At 68.0% G+C, this 19,138-nt stretch carries 16 protein-coding genes; 11 read left to right on the top strand and 5 right to left on the bottom strand.

Annotated features, from left to right (window positions below; all coding sequences use genetic code 11):
• Nucleotides 1-45 precede the first annotated feature (45 nt).
• Nucleotides 46-606 (top strand): carboxymuconolactone decarboxylase family protein, encoded by a 561-nt coding sequence (locus tag CRT60_RS12850; RefSeq protein ID WP_098736783.1) that lies wholly within the window; start codon nucleotides 46-48, stop codon nucleotides 604-606.
• 106 nt (nucleotides 607-712) lie between these two features.
• Here the strand turns inward: CRT60_RS12850 and CRT60_RS12845 are convergent, their stop codons facing one another.
• Nucleotides 713-1,666: a LysR family transcriptional regulator gene (locus CRT60_RS12845; RefSeq protein ID WP_244592454.1), complete on the bottom strand. Its 954-nt coding sequence runs from the start codon at nucleotides 1,664-1,666 to the stop codon at nucleotides 713-715.
• Between the two features lie 102 nt (nucleotides 1,667-1,768).
• On the opposite strand from CRT60_RS12845, the gene CRT60_RS12840 reads away from it, so the two are divergent.
• Genes CRT60_RS12840 through CRT60_RS12810 form a run of 7 tightly spaced genes read left to right on the top strand, consistent with a single transcriptional unit; the run spans nucleotide 1,769 to nucleotide 9,506 of the window.
• Nucleotides 1,769-2,434: a peroxiredoxin-like family protein gene (locus CRT60_RS12840; protein ID WP_244592453.1), complete on the top strand. Its 666-nt coding sequence runs from the start codon at nucleotides 1,769-1,771 to the stop codon at nucleotides 2,432-2,434.
• Between the two features lie 53 nt (nucleotides 2,435-2,487).
• On the top strand, nucleotides 2,488-2,814 hold the full coding sequence (locus tag CRT60_RS12835; RefSeq protein WP_098736781.1) for a BufA1 family periplasmic bufferin-type metallophore: 327 nt from the start codon (nucleotides 2,488-2,490) through the stop codon (nucleotides 2,812-2,814).
• Nucleotides 2,815-2,818: 4 nt separating this feature from the next.
• Nucleotides 2,819-3,736, top strand: a complete 918-nt coding sequence (gene bufB / locus CRT60_RS12830) for an MNIO family bufferin maturase (protein ID WP_098736780.1) — start codon at nucleotides 2,819-2,821, stop codon at nucleotides 3,734-3,736.
• Nucleotides 3,726-4,547, top strand: a complete 822-nt coding sequence (locus CRT60_RS12825) for an HvfC/BufC N-terminal domain-containing protein (protein ID WP_098736779.1) — start codon at nucleotides 3,726-3,728, stop codon at nucleotides 4,545-4,547. Before bufB ends, CRT60_RS12825 begins: the two co-directional genes overlap by 11 nt.
• Entirely contained in the window at nucleotides 4,544-5,089 is a 546-nt protein-coding gene (locus tag CRT60_RS12820; RefSeq protein ID WP_244592452.1) for a DoxX family protein, read from the top strand. Before CRT60_RS12825 ends, CRT60_RS12820 begins: the two co-directional genes overlap by 4 nt.
• Nucleotides 5,086-6,825: a methyl-accepting chemotaxis protein gene (locus CRT60_RS37040; protein ID WP_244592451.1), complete on the top strand. Its 1,740-nt coding sequence runs from the start codon at nucleotides 5,086-5,088 to the stop codon at nucleotides 6,823-6,825. Before CRT60_RS12820 ends, CRT60_RS37040 begins: the two co-directional genes overlap by 4 nt.
• A 26-nt stretch (nucleotides 6,826-6,851) precedes the next feature.
• Nucleotides 6,852-9,506: a putative bifunctional diguanylate cyclase/phosphodiesterase gene (locus tag CRT60_RS12810; RefSeq protein ID WP_098736778.1), complete on the top strand. Its 2,655-nt coding sequence runs from the start codon at nucleotides 6,852-6,854 to the stop codon at nucleotides 9,504-9,506.
• 92 nt (nucleotides 9,507-9,598) lie between these two features.
• Here the strand turns inward: CRT60_RS12810 and CRT60_RS12805 are convergent, their stop codons facing one another.
• From CRT60_RS12805 to CRT60_RS12795, 3 genes are all read right to left on the bottom strand, one after another.
• Nucleotides 9,599-11,479 (bottom strand): TRAP transporter large permease, encoded by a 1,881-nt coding sequence (locus tag CRT60_RS12805; protein ID WP_098736777.1) that lies wholly within the window; start codon nucleotides 11,477-11,479, stop codon nucleotides 9,599-9,601.
• Between the two features lie 98 nt (nucleotides 11,480-11,577).
• Nucleotides 11,578-12,558, bottom strand: coding sequence for a TRAP transporter substrate-binding protein (locus tag CRT60_RS12800; RefSeq protein WP_098736776.1), 981 nt, complete (start codon nucleotides 12,556-12,558; stop codon nucleotides 11,578-11,580).
• Between the two features lie 91 nt (nucleotides 12,559-12,649).
• Nucleotides 12,650-13,417: a GntR family transcriptional regulator gene (locus CRT60_RS12795; protein WP_098736775.1), complete on the bottom strand. Its 768-nt coding sequence runs from the start codon at nucleotides 13,415-13,417 to the stop codon at nucleotides 12,650-12,652.
• A 215-nt stretch (nucleotides 13,418-13,632) separates the two neighbouring features.
• Here CRT60_RS12795 and CRT60_RS12790 point away from each other — a divergent pair, with 215 nt between their 5' ends.
• Nucleotides 13,633-14,835, top strand: coding sequence for a mandelate racemase/muconate lactonizing enzyme family protein (locus CRT60_RS12790; protein WP_098736774.1), 1,203 nt, complete (start codon nucleotides 13,633-13,635; stop codon nucleotides 14,833-14,835).
• Nucleotides 14,836-14,864: 29 nt separating this feature from the next.
• Nucleotides 14,865-15,635 carry an SDR family oxidoreductase gene (locus CRT60_RS12785; protein ID WP_098736773.1) on the top strand — a complete coding sequence of 257 codons (771 nt, stop codon included), beginning with the start codon at nucleotides 14,865-14,867 and terminating at the stop codon, nucleotides 15,633-15,635.
• Here the strand turns inward: CRT60_RS12785 and CRT60_RS12780 are convergent.
• The gene (locus CRT60_RS12780; RefSeq protein ID WP_098736772.1) at nucleotides 15,602-16,960 is read right to left on the bottom strand and encodes a DUF2254 domain-containing protein; all 1,359 of its coding nucleotides are present in this window, start codon (nucleotides 16,958-16,960) and stop codon (nucleotides 15,602-15,604) included. The genes CRT60_RS12785 and CRT60_RS12780 overlap by 34 nt on opposite strands.
• 497 nt (nucleotides 16,961-17,457) lie before the next feature.
• Here CRT60_RS12780 and CRT60_RS12775 point away from each other — a divergent pair, with 497 nt between their 5' ends.
• Nucleotides 17,458-19,116, top strand: coding sequence for a Hint domain-containing protein (locus tag CRT60_RS12775; RefSeq protein ID WP_098736771.1), 1,659 nt, complete (start codon nucleotides 17,458-17,460; stop codon nucleotides 19,114-19,116).
• The last annotated feature ends 22 nt before the right edge of the window (nucleotides 19,117-19,138 follow it).

The following is a 19,138-nucleotide window of genomic DNA, read 5'->3' as shown; positions in this document are numbered from 1 at the left end:
GGTCCGTCCCGTCGAACGCAACCGACGGAACAAGGAACCGACACCATGACCCAGTTCACCAGCCACACCCTCGACACCGCCCCGGATGCCGCAAAGCCGATTTTCGAGGGCGTGAAGGCCGCTTTCGGCTTCGTGCCCAACCTGCAGTCCTATATGGCGGAATCGCCGGAACTGCTGGCCGGCTACACGGCACTGTGGGAGCTGTTCTCCAAGACCACGCTCACCACGCATGAGCAGCAGGTCGTCTATCTGACCGCCAATTTCGAAAACGAGTGCCACTACTGCATGGCCGGCCACACCACGCTCGCCCGGATGCAGAAGATGGGCGAGGACGTGATCGCCGCGCTGCGCGCCGGCAGCGAACTGCCCGACGCCCGGCTGGAGGCGCTGCACCGCTTCGCCACGCTGGTGGTGCGCAATCGCGGCTGGGTCGCCGACGCGGACGTCGATGCCTTCCTGGCGGCCGGCTTCACCCGCCGCAATGTGCTGGAGGTCGTGCTCGGCGTCGCCACCAAGGTGATGAGCAACTACACCAACCACATCACCCATACGCCGCTCGACGCCTTCATGAAGGGCAACGAGTGGAGCAAGCCCGCCGTCGCCTGACGCAAGGCACAGCGCTGTTCCTGTCCCCATCCGACAGGTCCCATTCCACAATCGACCCATACGGAGCTGACATGATTCTCTCTGGGAAACGCGGCCTGTTGCAGTCTCAAGCGCCGGAGGTGTCGATCGGGTCGGCTGAGTCCGGTTTGTTCAGTCCGGCGAGCAGATGCTCGATGAAGCTGCGCACCTTCGGCGAGACGTGGCGGGTCGCCGGGTAGACGACATGGATGGCCTCGTCCGTCACCTCCAGATCGGACAGGAGCGGGACGAGGCGGCCGGCGCGGATGTCCTCCTCGACGATGAAGTCGGCCAGCCGCGCCAGCCCCAGCCCGCCCACCGCGGCATGGCGCAGCAGCCACAGGCTGTCGGCCTGGAAACTGCCGGACGGCCGCAGGATCTCGCGCCGGCCGCCGACCATGAATTCCCATTCCGTCCGGCCGGAACCCGACAGCAGCGTCAGGCACTCATGACGGACGAGATCCGCCGGCGCCTGCGGTACGCCACGCCGCTCCAGATAGTCCGGACTGGCCACCACATGGCGGCGCAACGGCCGCAGCCGGCGGGCGATCAGGCTGGAGTCGGCCAGCCGTCCGGCGCGGATCGCCAGGTCGAACCCATCCTCGACCAGCCGCTGCACGCGGTCGTTCAGGCTGACCTCCAGCGACACGCCGGGATAACGGCGCAGATAGGAGGCCAGCAGCGGCGCCACCCGCATCTGCCCGAACATCACCGGCATGGTGATGCGCAGGGTGCCGCGCGGCTCCTCACCCATCTCGGTCAGCGACTGTTCCGCTTCGTCCAGCGCCGCCAGGATGGCGCGGGCCCGCAGGCAGAAGGTGGCGCCGGCGTCGGTCAGCGCGATCCGCCGCGTCGTGCGCGCCAGCAGGCGGGTGCCCAGCCGGTTCTCCATCTGGGCGATGCGCCGGCTGATCGCCGACGCGGAGAGACCCAGCCGCTCCGCCGCCGCAGACAGGCTGCCGCTGTCCACCACCTCGACCAGCACCGTCAGATCGTCCAGCCGGTCCATGCCGTCCTCCGCGTCCATTCGGCCCGTGCGCATTCTTGCGTTCTGCGCAAAGATATTGTGCGTGTCCCCATATGTTTCGCAAGTCCGGCTTTTGACAGGATCGGCTCACCGGACACGCCGACAGGGAATTTCCCAATGCGTCTTCAACGCCAACTCCGCAACATCCGGGCGCAGGCCGGCAAGACCCTGCCACCGGGGGTGATGGCGATGATGGACCGGGTCATTGCCGATCTGAAGGCGCGCGGGGTCGAGCTGGGGGCGTTGCGCCCCGGACTTCAGGCTCCCGACTTCGCCCTGCCGAACCATTTGGGCCGCACTGTCTCCCTCTACGAGACGCTGGAACGGGGGCCGGTCGTCCTGCTGTTCTATCGCGGCGAGTGGTGTCCCTATTGTTGCGCCCAGCTCAGGGCCATGCAGCTGGCGCTGCCGCAATTGACCGCCGGGGGCGCCCGGCTGGTGGCGGTGTCGCCCGAATTGCCCGACCACAGCCTGACGCTGGCGGAGCGCAACGCGCTGGATTTCGACATCCTGTCCGACCAGGGGGCGATGGTGGCCCGCAGCTACGGCCTCGTCTTCCGTGTGCCCGACGAGATGCGCGATCTCTACCGCGACCGCGGCCTCGACTTCAACGCCCGCCAGGGCCGTCCGCCCGGAGAGCCCTGGCAGCTGCCGATCCCGGCAACCTACCTGCTGTCGCCAAGCGGCGTCGTGCGCTTCGCCGCCATCGACGCCGACTTCACCCAACGCCCGGAGCCGCAGGCGCTCGTCGATCTGCTGCACGACCGCGTCCCGGCGTCCTGACCGGCGCCAACCTTTCCAAAACCCCAGTCATCCCGCAACGGAGGAACACGACCATGACCGCCACCAAGACCGCCGCGAAGACCCCCGCGAAGACGTTGGCCCTGCTCCCCATCGCCGGCGCGCTGGCCGGCGCGCTTACCGGTGCCCTGGCCCTGATGGCCGGCCCGGCCGCCGCGCAGTCCAACATGGAGAAATGCTATGGCATCTCCAAGCCGGGCGAGAATGGCTGCGCCCATGCCAAGGGCCTGCATTCCTGCGCCGGCAACAGCAACCTGACCTTCGACGGCGGCGACTGGAAACTGGTGAAGGCCGGCACTTGTGCCGAGGAAATGGGATCGCTGAAGCCGTTCGACGGCGCCAACACCAAGAAGAAGGGCTGAGGCGATGGCCGCGGCGGCGCCCTCCACGCTCCCCCGGCCGGTGCCGGTCGCCGCCGGCGTCGGCCTGCGCGAGCCGCATCGGGAGGCGTTCGTCGCGGCCGGCGGCTCAATCCCCTGGCCCATCCCCTGGATCGAGATCCATCCGGAAAACTATCTGGTTCCCGGCGGCCCGCGTCTGGCCGGCATTTTGCGGGTCCGCCGCGACATGGCCGTAAGCTGCCACGGCGTCGGCCTGTCGCTGGGCAGTGCCGGCGGTCTGGACCCCGACCATCTGATGCGGCTGCGCGCCCTCTACGACCGGCTGGAGCCGGGGCTGATCTCCGAACATCTGTCCTGGAGCGTCACCGACGCCACCTACCTCAACGACCTGCTGCCGCTGCCCTATACCGAGGACAGCCTGGACCGGGTCCGCCGCAACATCGACCACGCCCAGGACGCTTTCGGCCGGCGCATCCTGGTCGAGAATCCGGCGGCCTGCCTCGCCTTCGCCGACAGCGCCATTCCCGAAGCCGAATTCCTGGCGGAACTGGCCGCCCGCACCGGCTGCGGCCTGCTGCTCGACGTCAACAACCTCTACGTCTCCTCGGTCAATCTCGGCTTCGACCCGTCGGTATGGCTCGACGCCATCCCGGCCGAGGCGGTCGGTGAACTGCATCTGGCCGGTCACGCCCGCATGACACTCGGCGGCGAGGAACTGCTGATCGACGACCATGGCAGCGCGGTCGGCGAGCCGGTGATGGCGCTCTGTGCCGAGGTGCTGGACCGCATCGGCCCGCGGCCGGTGCTGATCGAATGGGACAACGACCTGCCGCCGCTCGACGGGCTTCTGGCCGAGGCGGGCAGGGCTCAGCGGCTGCTCGATGCCCGGATGCGGCAAGTCCAGACGCCGGCAAAGATCGTGGAGGTCCATCGTGCCGGCTGACGCGAAACTTGCTGGTTTTCAGCGCGACTTCGCCGCCTATCTGCTGCACGGCGATCCGGCGGTCGCCGGTGCCCTGCGCCCGGATTTGCCGGCCGGGCGGCTGGCGGTCTACCGCAACACGGTGATGGGGTCGCTGGCCGCCGTTCTCGGCCATGCCCACCCCACCCTGCGCCGGGTACTGGGCTCCCGATTGGGCGAGCAGCCCTTCACCGCGCTCGCCTGCCGCTTCGCGGCGGAGGCGCCGCCCCGCCTGCCGATGCTGTGGAGCTACGGTGCCGGCTTCGCCGATTGGCTTGCCGATCTTGAACCGGCCGCCGAAATCCCAGCCTGGGCGCCCGACCTCGCCCGGCTCGACTGGGCGATGCACGAGGCGCTGTTCGCCGCCGACGCCGAACCGCTCGACCTCGCCCGGCTCGCCGCCATCCCGCCGGACCAGGCGGGCTCCCTGCGGCTGGCGCCACACCCGTCGCTGCGGCTGGTGCGGTCGGGCTGGAACATCCATGCGCTGTGGAAGGATGCCGCCGCGACACCGGCGCCCCTGCCGGAAGCGGTCCTGATCGGCCGGGTTCCCGGCGACGGAGACGAGTGCGGCGCAGGCGAGGTGCGCTGCACCCGGCTGACCGCGGCCGACGGCGCGCTCGCCGCCGGGCTGCTGGCCGGAGCCACCCTGAACGAGGCCACCGCGGACGGGGCGACTGCCGGCGCCGACCTCCAATCCCTGCTGGCGCTGCTGTTGCAGAACCGGCTGCTGGCCGGCTTCGCGCTGGACCGGCCTCCCTCCCTCACCGGACGCGAAGGGAACGACCCATGACGTCATCGCCCGCAAGTCCCCGGCCCCATCCCCGGCCCCATCCTCGGACGCCTTCCTGGGCGCAGCACCCCGCCCGGCTCGCCCGGCTGTCGGACCTCCGCGACCATGCCGCCGGATGGCTCGACCGGTATGCGGCCCCCCTGCTCGACCTTGCCGTCCGGCTGACGATGGCGCCGATCTTCTTCCGCTCCGGCCTGCAGAAGGTCGGCGACTGGCCGGCCACCCTCTTCCTGTTCCAGGAGGAATACCGGGTGCCGCTGCTGCCGCCGGATATCGCCGCCCTGCTGGCCGCCGCCACCGAGCTGACCATGCCGGTCCTGCTGGTGCTGGGTCTGGCGACGCGGCTGGCGGCGCTGCCGCTGCTGGCGATGGCGCTGACGATCCAGTTCGTGCTGGGTGCGGCAAACCCGGCCTTCAGCAACCCGCAGCATTATTTCTGGATGCTGCTGCTCGCCGGCCTGATCGTTCGCGGCGGCGGACGGCTGTCGGTCGACCGCTGGCTCCTTCACCTCAGCCGCCGCCGGATGGGAGACCGTCAATGATCGCCGCCGCGAACAGCCATCAGAACAGCCGCCAGAACAATGTTCCGCTCTCCGCCCACCGGCAGATCGCCCGGCTCGGCTGGCTGCTGTCGTCCGGGCTGGTCGCCGTGCTGGCCCTGGTGCTGGCGGTCAGCCTCGTCACCGTGCAGGGGATCCGGCAGGTCGACGAGCGCTGGAACGCCTACGACCTGGGCGCCGCGGCCAAGGCCGACGCCCTGTCCGACCTGCGCGGCGCGCTGGGCTTCGGCGGGGTGATCCACCGTTTCGGCGACTATCTGCTGACGGGCGATCCCGCCCGCGCCGCCGACGTCCGGCAGAGCCTGAAATCCGCTGCCGCCAATCTGGAGGTCTACCGCTATGCCGGCGCGCTGAGCGTGGCGGAAGAAAAGGCCCTCGACAGCATCGCCGCGGCGATGGCGCAAATGGACGGCAAGCTGACGGAGGCGGAGGCCGCGGTGGCGGCGCACACCCCGCTCGACCGGCTGGCCCGCATCGCCGCACTCGACACCGCGCCGGCGGTGGCGGCGATGCGGACGCTGAACGGCGAGCTGACGCGGGCGCGCGCCGCTCTCGGCGAGGCCAACCGCCAGGGCATCGCCGGCCTGACCGGCACGGTGCTGACCGGCGGCAGCGTGGCGCTGGTGCTGCTGGTCGCCATCGCCGGCCTGTTCCTGTGGTTCACCCATCACCGCATCGTCCGTCCGCTGGCCCGGCTTGCCGCCCATATGCAGCGTCTGGCCGGCGGCGATCTGGACGGCGCCGTGCCGCTGGCCGGCCGCCGCGACGAGATCGGCGCCATGGCCGGCACCGTCGAGGTGTTCCGCGACGGGCTGGTCCGGCTGCGCGCCGCCGGGGACCGCGAACGCGCCGAAGCCGAAGAGGCCCGCCGGCGCCAGGAGGCGCTGGAACGCAACCTCCGTTCCTTCGAGGCGGAGATCGGCACGCTGGCCGCCGCGCTGGCCGGGCGGGCCGGCACGCTTCACCGCACCGGGCAGGATCTGGCCTCCTCCTCCAGCCGGACCATCGGCAGCACGCAGGAGGTCTCCGCCGCCGCCGCCCGCACCGCCGGAACGGTCCAGGCGGTCGCCGCCGCCACCGAGGAGCTGTCGGCCTCCATCGCCGGGATCGGCCAGCGGGTGCAGGGCTCGGTCGCCATGACCACGGCGGCGGTCGAACAGGCCGACCGCTCCTCCGCCACCGTCGCCAGCCTCGCCGAGGCGGTGCAGCGCATCGGCGAGGTCGTCGGGCTGATCAACGCCATCGCCAGCCAGACCAACCTCCTGGCGCTGAACGCGACCATCGAGGCGGCGCGGGCCGGAGAGGCCGGCAAGGGGTTCGCCGTGGTGGCGCAGGAGGTGAAGAACCTCGCCAACCAGACCGCGCGGGCGACCGAGGACATCACCCAGCAGATCGCGACGATCCGCAGCGCCACCGACGGCGCGGTCGACGCCATCCAGGGCATCGGCGGCAGCCTGGGGCAGGTCTGCCGCATGGCGCAGGAGATCGCCGACGCCGTTACCCAGCAGGACGAGGCAACGCGCGAGATCGCCCGCAACATTCAGGAGACCGCCGGTGCGGCCGGCGCGGTCAGCGCCGCGATTTCCGAGGTTGCACAGGCAGCCGAACAGGCCGGAATGGTTGCGGAAAGCATGTTCTCCTCCGCACAATCGCTCGGCAGCGAGACCAGGCGGCTGGAAGGGGCGGCGCACAGCTTCTCCCAGGCGTTGCGCGCGTGATTTCCAGAGGGTGGGGGAAGACCGGGGTGACCGACATCGTCAGTGAAGAGCCCGGAGCCCTGCCCAAAGCCCTGCCCGGCGGCATGCATGACAGGGCAGGCCCCGGAAGCGGCTCCGGACCGGGCCGCCGGACCCTGACCATCGCCCGCTCGGCGCTGCTGCTGGCGGCGGCCCTGGTCGTCTGTCTGGCCGTGATGCTGGCGGTCGGGCTGCAACTGATGCAGGGCATGGACAGGGTGGCCGACGGCTGGCGCGATTACGACCTGCAGGCCGCCACCAAGTCGGACGCACTGTCGGAGGTCCGCGGGCATCTCGGGCTGGGCGGCGTCATCGACCATTTCCGCGAGGGCGCGCAGGCCGGCACGGCAGGCCATGCGGCAGGCGACCATGCGGCGCTGGACCGCGCCCTGGCGCTGGCGCGGGCCAATCTCGCGATCTACCGCGACATCGTCACCCCCGGCGAGGACGAGGCGCGGGCCATCGCCGCCATCGCCGCCTTTCTCGACGCCATCCAGGTGCAGATGGAGGATCCGGCGGCGGCCATCCCGGCGGAGGCGTTCGACGCCTGCCGCCGCGACGCGGTGAAAGGGCTGGCGGCGCTGAACAGCCATTTGAGTGCGCAGCGTGCGCGGCTGACCGCCGCCACCCTGACCGACATCGAGGCCCTGCAATGGCTGATGGCGGTCGGCGGCGGCATCATCGCCGTTCTGGTCCTGGCGTTGGCCGGGACCGCCGTGTGGTTCACCCGCAGCCGCATCGTCGGCCCGCTCGGCCGTCTGGTGGAGGACGCCCGCCGTCTGGCCCGCCGCGACCTCGACCGTCCGTTCCAGGGCTGGGGCCGGCGGCGTGAACCGGGCTTCCGGCGGGACGAGCTGGGCCTGCTCGGCCGCAGCCTGGAGGACAGCCGGACCGCCCTGCGCGACCTGTTCGCCGCCATCGAGGAGAAGACACGCCGGTTGGGCGAGAGCGAGCGCCGCTATGCCATGGCCGCCGCCGCCACCAACGACGGGCTGTGGGACTGGGACCTGGAAAGCGGGGACTTCTACCTGTCGGCCCGCCTGCGCCAGATGCTTCATCTGCCGGCCGACGGCGGCGATCCCGGCCTCGCCGCCCTGCTGGCCCACATCCATCCCGACGACCGGCATGCCGTGCTCGCCGCGATCCGCCAGGGCGAGCATGGGGCGGACGGCGCCAGCTTCGACGTGGAGTTCCGCGTCCTGCCGCCCAACCCGGAGCCGGAAGGCCCAAAGCCGGATGGCTCAACGCAGGAGGACGCCACCCGCTGGCTGCATCTGCACGGCATCGTCGCCGCCGGTCCGGACGGCCGGGTGGCGCGGCTGGCCGGTTCCGCCGCCGATGTCAGCGACCGCAAATCCTACGAGGCGCGGCTGGTCCATCAGGCCACCCACGATTTCCTGACCGGTCTGCCCAACCGCGCCTATCTGATCCACTGGCTGCGCGGGAGCCGGACAGCGGAGGGTATCGGCCGCAGCGATCTGGCGCTGCTGTTCCTCGATCTCGACGGCTTCAAGGTGGTCAACGACAGCCTGGGCCATGCGGTGGGCGACCGCGTGCTGGTCGCGACGGCGGAGCGGATCGCCGGCCTGCTGGAACCGGGGGAGTTCGTCGTCCGGCTGGGCGGCGACGAGTTCGTCGTCGCGGTCCCCGCCGGGCGGGAGGCGGCAATCGCCCGCGCCCATGCGTTGGAGACCGCCTTCCAGCGTCCGCTCTGCGCCGGCGGCATGGACCTGCGGGTCGGACTCAGCATCGGGCTGGCGGTCGACGACGGAACCAGCGACGATCCGGACGGCCTGCTGCGCGATGCCGACATCGCGCTCTACCGGGCCAAGGAGCATGGCAAGGGGCGCACCGTGCTGTTCGACGCCTCCCTGCGCGAAGCGATCCTGATCCGCAGCCGCCTGCAACGCGATCTGACCCCGTCGCTGGAGGCCGGCGACATCTTCCTGGTCTATCAGCCGATCGTCTCGCTTCCCGACGGCCGGCTCACCGGGTTCGAGGCGCTGGTGCGCTGGCGCCACCCCGACCTCGGCCCGGTCAGCCCGGCCCAGTTCATCCCGATTGCCGAGGAGACCGGCCAGATCCTGCCGCTCGGCCGCCATGTGCTGGAACGGGCGGTGGAGCAGCTCGGTCGCTGGCGCCGGATGGCCGGGGGGGCCGCCCTGACCGTCAACGTCAACCTGTCGGCCCGCCAGATGTGGGACGAGCGCTATGTCGACGACATGCTGGCGTTCCTGGCCGGCGGCCGTGCCGACGGATTGAAGGTCGAGGTGACGGAGAGCATGACCGTCGCCGACCATGATCAGGCCCGCGGCATCCTGGAACGCTTTCATGCGTTGGGCGTGGCGCTGTGCATGGATGATTTCGGCACCGGCTATTCCTCGCTGTCGCACCTCGGCAGCCTGCCCTTCGATATCGTGAAGATCGACAAGAGCTTCGTCAGCGCGCTCGGCAGCGATCCCAGGCAGGAATCGCTGCTGCGCGGCATCGTCGAGCTGGCCCACCGCATCGGGCTGGAGGTCGTCGCCGAAGGGGTCGAGACCGAAGAGGAGCGGGCGGTCCTGACCCGGATCGGCTGCGACTATGCTCAAGGCTACCTGTTCGCCCGCCCGCTGTCCGTGGCCGACGCCGAAGCGCTGCTGCTTGCCGCCGGCCGGCCCTGATCCGTTCATCCGAGCCGCAACGGGGCAGGATGGTGCCGCGGTCCTGACGGCACGTCCGGGCGGCACCCACGCTGCCGGGGGCCTCTCCTCTCTTACCCGAAGAGGTCCCAGATCCCCACCGTCAGGAACGGGAAGGCGCACACTGCCGCCAGGACCACCAGCACGGCCGCAACGAACACGCCGACCTCGCGGAACACGGCGTAGGGCTGGACCTTGGCGATCTGCGCCGAGATGAAGACCAGGATGCCGACCGGCGGGGTCACGCCACCGAGCTGGAGGTTGATGATCATGATGAGGCCGAGCTGGATCGGATCGATGCCCGCCTGGGTCATCAGCGGCAGGAACAGCGGTGCCGCGATCAGCATGGCCGGCGTCAGGTCCAGGAACATGCCCGCCACGAACAGGGTGATGTTCATGATCAGCAGCAGGCCGAACTGCCCTTGCGCGGTCTCCCGCGCCCAGCCGATCAACTCCTGCGGCACGCCCTCGGCGATCAGGATCCAGGCGAAGGGAACCGATGTCGCGATCAGGAAGCCGATCAGTGCGGAATCCGTCGCGCAGTCGATGATGGCCCGATAGAAGCTGCGCCAGCCATAGGCGCGATAGACGAATTTTCCCAGGATGAAGGCCCAGACCAGAGCCATGACGCCGGCTTCGGTCGCGGTGGTGATGCCCAGGCGGATGCAGCCGAGGATCAGCACGGCGATTGCCAGTGTCGGGGCTGCCTGGAGGAAGCTGCTCCAGACCACGCTGGCGGGCGCCCGTTTCTTCCCTCCCTCATAGCCGCGGCGGACGGCAAGGATGTAGACGACCGCCATCAGGGCAATGGCAACCAGCAGGCCGGGAACGATGCCGGCGGCGAACAGGCGGGAGATCGACACGTTGGAGACCGAGGCATACACCAGCATGGCGATGGCCGGCGGAATGATGTTCGGCAGGATCGACGAGACGGCCGTGATCGCGCAGGAGAAGGCCGGCGAGTAGCCGCGCTTGATCATCTCCGGCACCGCGACCTTGGTCGTGCTGGCCGCGTCGGCACCGGAGGATCCGGAAATACCGCCGATCAACACGCTGTTGACCACCACGACCTGGGCCAGACCGCCCCGGAAATGGCCGAACAGCGATTCCGCGAAATCGATCAGCCGCTCCGACAGGCGCCCGAGATTCAGCAGGTAGCCGGACGTCAGGAAGAACGGGATCGCCAGCAGGATGAACTTGGTCGACCCGGCGATCATGTTCTGCAGGATCGCCGGAGCCGGCAGCAGATCGGCGCTCCAGGTCGTGACGAACACGCCCAGCATCATGCAGAAGGCGATCGGCACGCCGATCAGCATGGTCAGGAAGAACACCAGGGTCATCAGCAGGCTGGGCGACACATCCTGGAACGGCGACAGCGCCGTATCCTGCACGACAAGATACATGGCGCCGGCCAACAGGACCGATCCGGCCCGGCGCAGCAGTCCGGCCATCGTCGTCTCGCCCAGCAGGAGGAACAGCAGCCCGATGCCGCCCGCCGCCGGAACGACGCCATAGCGCAGGGCGTTCGGCCATTGCAGCGTGGTGCTGACGCCGCCGATCCGGTCGGCCAGCTCATAGCCGCTGAAGGTGAACAGCAGAAGGGTCAGCGCCACCAGACTGTCGCGCAGGAAATCCACCGCCGGCCGCGCCGATGCCGGCAGATGGTCGACGAGCAGGTCGACATGCACATGCCGCTTTTGCCGGATTCCGGTCGCCGCCCCCAGGAAGATCAGCCAGGTGAAGGCCCAGATCGAGAATTCCTCGGTCCAGGTGAAGCCGCTGTTGAAGATATAGCGTGCGATCACGCCGGTGAAGACGACGAGCGTCAGCGCGATCAGAACCAGGAAATTGACGGCTCCGACGGCGCTTTCGACCAGGCGGCAGGCCGTTTCTCCCCAGGCCGGAGACGACCGGCCGGGCATGGTTTCAGAACTGGTGGCTTGGACTTCCGACATGATCGGACCTTTCCGATTGGCCAAATCCTTGGCCTAACGTCCCTGCGGGAAGCGCGGCGGTGCAGAACACCGTCCGCGCAGGCGATACCCCGCCCCCGTCACTTCACCGCTTCGATTGCCGGAATCAGCGTGTCGGCATTCGGGATCTTCGGCGTGAATTCCGCCCAGACCGGCTTCATCAGCTCACGCCATGCCGCCTTGTCCTTCACCTCGTGGATGGTGGCGCCCTGGGCGACGGTCTTGGCGAGCGCTTCCTCGTCCTGCTTGGCCTGCAGCGGCACGATGTCCGCCTGCGCGTCATGCGCCGCCTTCTCGATGGCGGTCTGCTGGTCGGCGGTCAGCTTCTGCCACCACGGCTCGGACACCACCCAGGCGCCCATCGCATAGATGTGGCTCAGCTTGGTGTAGTTCGGTGCCACTTCATAGAAGCGGAAGGTCAGATAATTGGTGGCCGTGTTGTCGAAGAAATCGACGACGCCGGTCTGCATGGCGTTGTACACCTCCGGCGCCGGAATCGGCACGGGATTGGCGCCGACGGCCTTCCACAGCGCCACATGGATCGGGCTCTGGATCACCCGCATCTTCTTGCCCGCCGCATCGGCCGGCGTGACGATGGGGTCCTTGCTCATCAGCTGGCGGGCGCCGTTGACCGAGAAGCCCAGCAGATGGAAACCCTTCTCGCGGAAGCTGTCGGACAGCGCCTTGGTCAGCACGGCGTTGGCGGCGACGGCATGCTGGTCGTCGCGGAACAGGAAGGGCAGGTCGAGCACCTGCACCTGCGGAACCCAGGTCGTGAAGACCGAACTGGTGATGATTCCCATCTGGATCGACCCGAGCCGGATGCCTTCCGCCGATTCCGACTCGGCACCCAGCAGGCTGTTCGGGAAGATGCGGATTTTGACCGTACCCTTGGTGGCTTCCGACACCGCGTCGGCGAAGCGGGTCGCGGCGATATGCTTGGGATTGCCCTCCTGAACGTCGAGCGACATGCGCGCAGTGGCGGTGGCGGCGACGGCCGGCATCGAGATGCCGAGGGCGACGGCCGTCAGAGCCAGCCCTGCCAACAGAGCCTTCTTCATGGTTTCCTCCTTTTGAGATTGTTTTGAGCGTGACTGTTCGGGACCGGAGTTCCGTCGGCAAGGCGACCCGCCCGCCGGGGAGAGGCTCCGGTCACAAGGTGAAGAGCGGCTCGACGCTGCAATCGAGCAGCCGCGGGTCGATGCGGGCCTCCAGCTCGTCGAACATCGCGTCGACGAACTGCACGATGTCGTCGGAAGCCTTGACCGCATCGTCGGCGCGGCGGTTGGCGATGGCGTCGGTCAGGGCCAGATGGCAGTCCACGCTGCGGTGGAGCGTCGCCTCGCCGCCGATGTGGTTCTGGTGCAGGAAGCCGATGCGCCGGAAGATCGTGTGCAGCGGACGCAGCGCGTTGCCGACGAAGGGTTCGTTGCCGGCCGCCAGGATCAGGTTGTCGATGCTGCGGTCGAACTCGTTGAACTGGTCGATGGTGATCGTCGCCCGCCGCTCCCGCAGCACCCGGGACAGGTGCATCATCTGATTGCGCTGCGTCGGCCCCGACCGCTCGGCGGCAAGGCGGACGACGAAGCGCTCGATGTCGCGGCGCAGTTCGAGCAGAAGCCGGTCGCGGGCAAGATCGATGGGAGCGATCTGGATGCCGTTGCGCGGGCTGACGATCACCAGCGTGTCGCGCGCCAGCATGCTGACCGCCTGATGGACCGGCGTGCGGCTCAGGCCGGTGATGTCCTGCAGATCCTGGATCGACAGCGACCGGCCGGGCGCCAGCGTGCAGTTGACCAGCATCTCCTCAAGCTTGCCGTAAGCCAGTTCCAGCAGGTTGGCATGATTGGCCCGCGCCTGCTTGCGGTCGATCGCGTCCCCCGGTTCGACCAGCACCGGTTTGCTGCGTCCACGTCCCATAATGCCGTCCTCCTCATGCCGTGAGCTGCCCGGGATCGTTCATGCTCACCCAGCGAACTGTGGTACATTAAAACATGTTGTGAAATATCACAAACGGAAATAGGATGCCCCGGCATGGATGGCCATGGGCATGCAGGGCATCGCATCCTGCTCCGACCCTCTGCCATACCTTTGAAATCCCTGAACTTTCCTTCTCTTTCATCGCGGGACGGCTCATGAAAATCACCGCCATCGAAACCCTTCGCACCGAGGAGTTCGCAAACGTCCTGTGGGTGCGCGTCCACACCGATGCCGGGATCGTCGGGCTGGGCGAGACGTTCTACGGGGCCGGTGCGGTCGAAGCCCATCTGCACGACACGCTGTCCACGCGGCTGTTGGGCCGGGACCCGCTGCGCATCGAGGCGATCAGCCGCGACATGGTCAACCTGCCGCTGGCGCAGTCCTCGACCGGTGCGGAATACCGGGCGGCTTCGGCCGTCGATATCGCGCTGTGGGACCTGTTCGGCAAAGCCTGCAACCAGCCGGTCCACCAGATGCTGGGCGGCCTCTGCCACGACCGGGTGCCGGTCTACAACACCTGCGCCGGCTACGGCTATGTCCGCTCCCATCGCATCAAGCCGGTGGACACCTGGAACCTGGGCGCCAGCCCCGGTCCGTATGAAGATCTGAACGCTTTCATGTCCGACGCCGGCGGGTTGGCCGAAAGCCTGCTGGAGCAGGGCATCTCGGCGATGAAGATCTGGCCGTTCGATCCCGCGGCGATCGAGAATGACGGCCGCTTCATCACCGCCGAGCAGATGAAGCGCGCCGTCGAGCCGTTCGAGAAGATCCGCAAGGCGGTCGGCGACCGCATGCAGATCATGGTGGAGTTCCACTGCCTGTGGAACCTGCCGACGATCAAGCGGATCGCCCGCGTCCTGGAGGACTACGAGCCGACCTGGTACGAGGATCCGATCCGCATGAATTCGGTCAATGCGCTGGCCGAGCTGGCGGCATCGACCAGCGTGCCGATCTGCGCTTCCGAAACGCTGGGATCGCGTTTCCCCTACAAGGACATGCTGGAATCCGGCGCCATCGGCGTGGTGATGACCGATCTGGCCTGGACCGGCGGGCTGACCGAGGGCCGCAAGATCGCCGCTCTCGCCGATACCTACCACCGCCCCTATGCGCCGCACGACTGCACCGGCCCGGTGGCCTATGCCGCCGCGGTCCATTCCTCGCTGTCGCAGCCCAACACGCTGATCCAGGAATCGGTGCGCGCTTTCTACACAGGGTGGTACAAGGAGCTGGTGACCGAGGTCCCCCGCATCGAAGGCGGCTATGTCTATCCGATGGAAGGGCCGGGACTGGGCACCGACCTGCTGCCCTCGGTGTTCGAACGGTCCGACCTGACCCGCCGTGTCAGCACCCTGGATTGAGGCCCCGCCGCCCGATGGAGACCCCCGCCATGAAGACTTCCCCGTTCGATCTTTCCGGCCGCACGGCCCTGATCACCGGCTCCGTCCGTGGGATCGGTTTCGCTTTCGCCCAGGGGCTGGCGGAAGCCGGTGCCCGCGTGATCCTGAACGGGCGCAGCGAAGAGTCGCTCGCCGCGGCGGTGACGCGCCTGACCGATCTGGGCCATGCCGCGGAGGCCAGCCTGTTCGACGTGGTGGATGAAGCCGCGGTGGCCGCCGCCTTCGCCGCGCTCGACGAGCGGGGAATCGCGGTCGACATCCTGATCAACAATGCCGGCATCCAGTTCCGCAAGCCGATGGTCGATCTGGCGCTTGCGGACTGGCAGCGCGTCATCGACACCAATCTGACCGGCGCCTTCATCGTCGCCCGCGAGGCGGCGCGGCGGATGATCGCGCGTGGGGGTGGCGGCAAGATCATCAACATCGGGTCGCTGACCAGCGAGGCGGCGCGGGCGACGGTGGCGCCCTACACCGCCGCGAAAGGCGGCATCAAGATGCTGACCCGCGCCATGGCGGCCGAATGGGCGCGCTTCGACATCCAGGCGAACGCCATCGGGCCGGGATACATCGCCACCGACATGAACGCGGCCCTGCTTCAGGACGCCGCCTTCGACGCCTGGGTGAAGAACAGCAACCCGGCTCAGCGCTGGGGGCAACCGGAGGAGCTGACCGGGACCGCGGTGTATCTGGCGTCTTCGGCGTCGAACTACGTCAACGGACAGATCATTTATGTGGATGGTGGCTGGCTGGCCGTTCTGTAACGCACCTGTCCGTCCCGGTGATTTTCCCGGAAGCCGGAGCGGGACAGCCGGTCGCGGGCCTGCTGCCAGCGCTGCCGGAGGATCGCCCGATCCCTGTCGATGGTCACCGTCTGCTCGCCCGTCGCCAGCACGGCATCGAGCTGTTCAAGAAGCGGACCCTTCACATCGTCCGCGTAAGCCCGTGAGGCCAGCTGTCCGATCGCATCCGTCAGGCGGATCAGGATCGCCGGGTTGCCATGTCCCGCCTGCCGGATCTGATCGAAAGCCGCGCCGACGAATCCGTCATGGTCCGCGACGTTCCTGACGACGCGGACCGCGCCATCCTCGTCATGCAGCACGGTCGGTTCCAGGCCGCGGTCGAAGATATGCGCAAGCGCAGCGGACAGGTTGTCGATCACGGCGATGGCGGTGAACACGTCGTTGATGCCGGGCGACAAGGCGCGTGTGGCGATCTCCACCAGTTGATGGATCCCGAACTCCACATCCTGGGTGGGGGTGCGCACCGGTCCGAGGATGAAGGCGCCCCGGATGGCCTTCGACAGATCGTCGGTGGCCGCTTGCCGCGGGTGGATGGCGATGTGCTCACCCCCGCTGACCACGAAATGTCCAGGCCGGACCTCCAGCCGGAGGACGATGCCGGCGCGGCGGGCCATGGCAACCAGCGCCGTCGTGTCGATGGCCTGGATATAGCCGTCCCGGTCCAAGGCGAGCCAGGTGAAATCCGGCCTCAGGCCTTCGGCCCGGATCGGGGGGGCCGCTTTCTCCGGCAGCAGGGCATCCACCGCATCGCACAGTTCGGACGCCACGTTCTGGACGACATTGTCATAGATGATCGACCGGGCAAGCCTGTGGACGTAGTACAGCAGCACGAACAGGCACAGGGTGGTAAGCCCCGTCCCTGTGCTCACCGCGAGATGCGGCACGCTGTCGATGCGCTCCCCATCCATGGTGCGGAACACCACAAGCAGATAGACGATGTCGGCAAGGAAGAGCCCGAGCACGGCTTGCGTGACGCGATCCTGGATGAAGGTACGGATCAGCCGGGGACCAATCTGTCCCGCTGCCAGCGTCAGCACGACCATGGTGATCGAAACCACCAGGGAGGTCATCGAGATCATGCCGGACAGCATCGCCGACAGCAGCTCGCGCGCACTGTCCATATCCCCGGCATAGAGCAGCCAGTATTCGCCGGCATTGCGGATGATGCCCCGTCCCCAGGACAACAGAAGGACGGCAAGCCCGAAGCCGGCGCAGCCCATCAGCGCCGGCACCAGCCAAAGGCTCGTGCGGACGATCTCCCCGTAATGGCGGATCCGGTCGTTCATCGACGCTCCCTCGACATGGCGCTTCCAGGTTCCGCTTCTGCAAACACGCCACGGCGCGGAACGGCCCGACCAGACGTCAAGACCCGGCGGCGGACGGTCTCGCAGGGCACCTCCACGCCGCGTTCGTCCAGCACCTCCTCGACATCCCGGTAACTCATCGCAAACCGGAGACAGAGCCGGATCGCGTGCCGGACGGTCGCGGGCGGAAACTGGCGGCGGGCATAGGAGGGTGGCCGCATCCGGGCAAGACAATGCCGCGACAGGCGCGCCGCCACCGATCGCGTGACAACGCCAGCGTCCCTGCTCCAATCAGCACCTCTCCACGATTGAAAAATAGACCCAAGTATAGTCAAATATAAATCCTGAGCTTCCGAAAATCATACACAGGTAATCATGGCGGATTGCCTGGATTTAATGCCGCAGGATACCTTTGTATCCTAAGTAATGATTTTTGTTCGCTCAAGAATCGACGAATCATTGATTGGAGCGATTGACTTATGAGCGTTGCATTGACCCAACTCCAGAACGACCGGCTGGCTCATATCCTGGAGGGACTGAAGGCCGGGAACGTCCCGCCGGCGGGCGATCCGGTGCACACGGCGTTCCTGCGGGACAACGCCGAACGCAGCGGCCTGACCCCCGCGCGCTATCCGGGGCTGTTCAAGGCCATCGGGAGCGGAGGCGCGGCGACGGACAGGGCGGCCGAGAGCAGTGGCGTTACCGACGGCCAGCATGTCGAGTTCATTTCGAGCAGTCAGAGCAACAAGGCGGTCACCTCCCGCGCCGTCCTGAGCCGGATCCGGCCGGTGGCCCAGGCCATCGTCTGGCTGAACGTCGTCAACGAGAACGGCGGCACCAGGACCACGCTGGCCTCCGGTGTCGCGGTCAGCTTCGCCACCCAGACGATCTTCGTGGAGACCGACCCGGAAACCGCCCTGCCGCCGCTGCCGACGGGCACGATGACCGGCATCGTCTCCTTCGCGATCACCTATCAGGACGGCACGGTCGAGGTGTCCTCGACCGCGGCTCCCTGGGCTTCCCAGGCGTCGCGCGACCCGGTCGTCGTCGACCCCGCCATCCGCAGCGACCGCAAGACCGGCGACCTGAACGACATCGTCATCGGTCTGGCGCGCGGCTATGATAACAACCAAGGTACAAGAAATAAAACCGACATCGATTACTGGTATTGGCAGAATATGCAAAATCTCGGTACGAATCCTCTGCTTGTTCCGTTGTCCGGGAGCATGAAATTCGATTACAAGCTGGCTCCGCTCGACAGCTACCCCCCGTTCCTGGAATTCTACCTGGCTCACAAGGAGGGTGGCATGTCCGAACTGACCGGCGGCGACTCTTCGCGTTACCTGCCGCACTTCCGGATCGACGATGCCGATCCCGAAGGGCGGACGCTGAAGTTCGTGCTGAGGGCGCCCTACAACGATGCGGGCGACGCCATCGAATTCCCGTCCAAAAATTGGGTTGCGGACACGCAGGCCTTCTTCAGCGCCCGCGTCTCCGTGACCTTCGAGGACTATGAAAGGCACGGATCGGGTTGGTCGAGCATCGTCAGCTCGCTGAAGCCGGACACCGATCCGAAGGACGGCGTCGCCTTCATCAAGCCCATCGTCTATGTCTGGCACTGCCTGGTCGCCGGCACGCAGATCACGCTCGCCGACGGCACGACCAAGGCGGTGGAGGACTTCACGTCCGAGGACGTCGTCGTCAGCGGCGACGGAACCCGGCCGGTGCAGGCGACCCTGGCGCAGCCGCACAGCGGGCCGATCACCGTGCTGGAGTTCGCCGACGGCGCCACACTCGCCGGATCGGCCACCCACCCGGTGGTGACGCCGTCCGGCACGGTCCATGCGGGGGCGCTGGCGGTCGGCGACACGGTGCTGACCCGCCACGGCACGACGACGGTGACCGCCACCCGCCAGGAGACCCAGACCAACGGCGGCCTGTTCAACCTGTGGCTCGTTCCCGAGGGGGCCGGGCCGACGACCATGATCGCCAACGGCATCGTGGTCGGCGACTACCAGATCCAGGTCCAGCTTCTGCGGGACGCCGCCCGGGACGACCGTGCCGTCCGGGCCAAGCTGCCGGAAAGCCTGCATGTGGATTTCGACAGCTGGGTGGCCGACCGGGCGGCGTCGGCCTGATCCGGGCTCACCGCATCCACGC

The organism is Azospirillum palustre (assembly GCF_002573965.1).
Classification (GTDB): domain Bacteria; phylum Pseudomonadota; class Alphaproteobacteria; order Azospirillales; family Azospirillaceae; genus Azospirillum; species Azospirillum palustre.
Note: the sequence above shows the minus strand (reverse complement) of the source record. Positions and strands in the feature narration are given on the sequence as shown.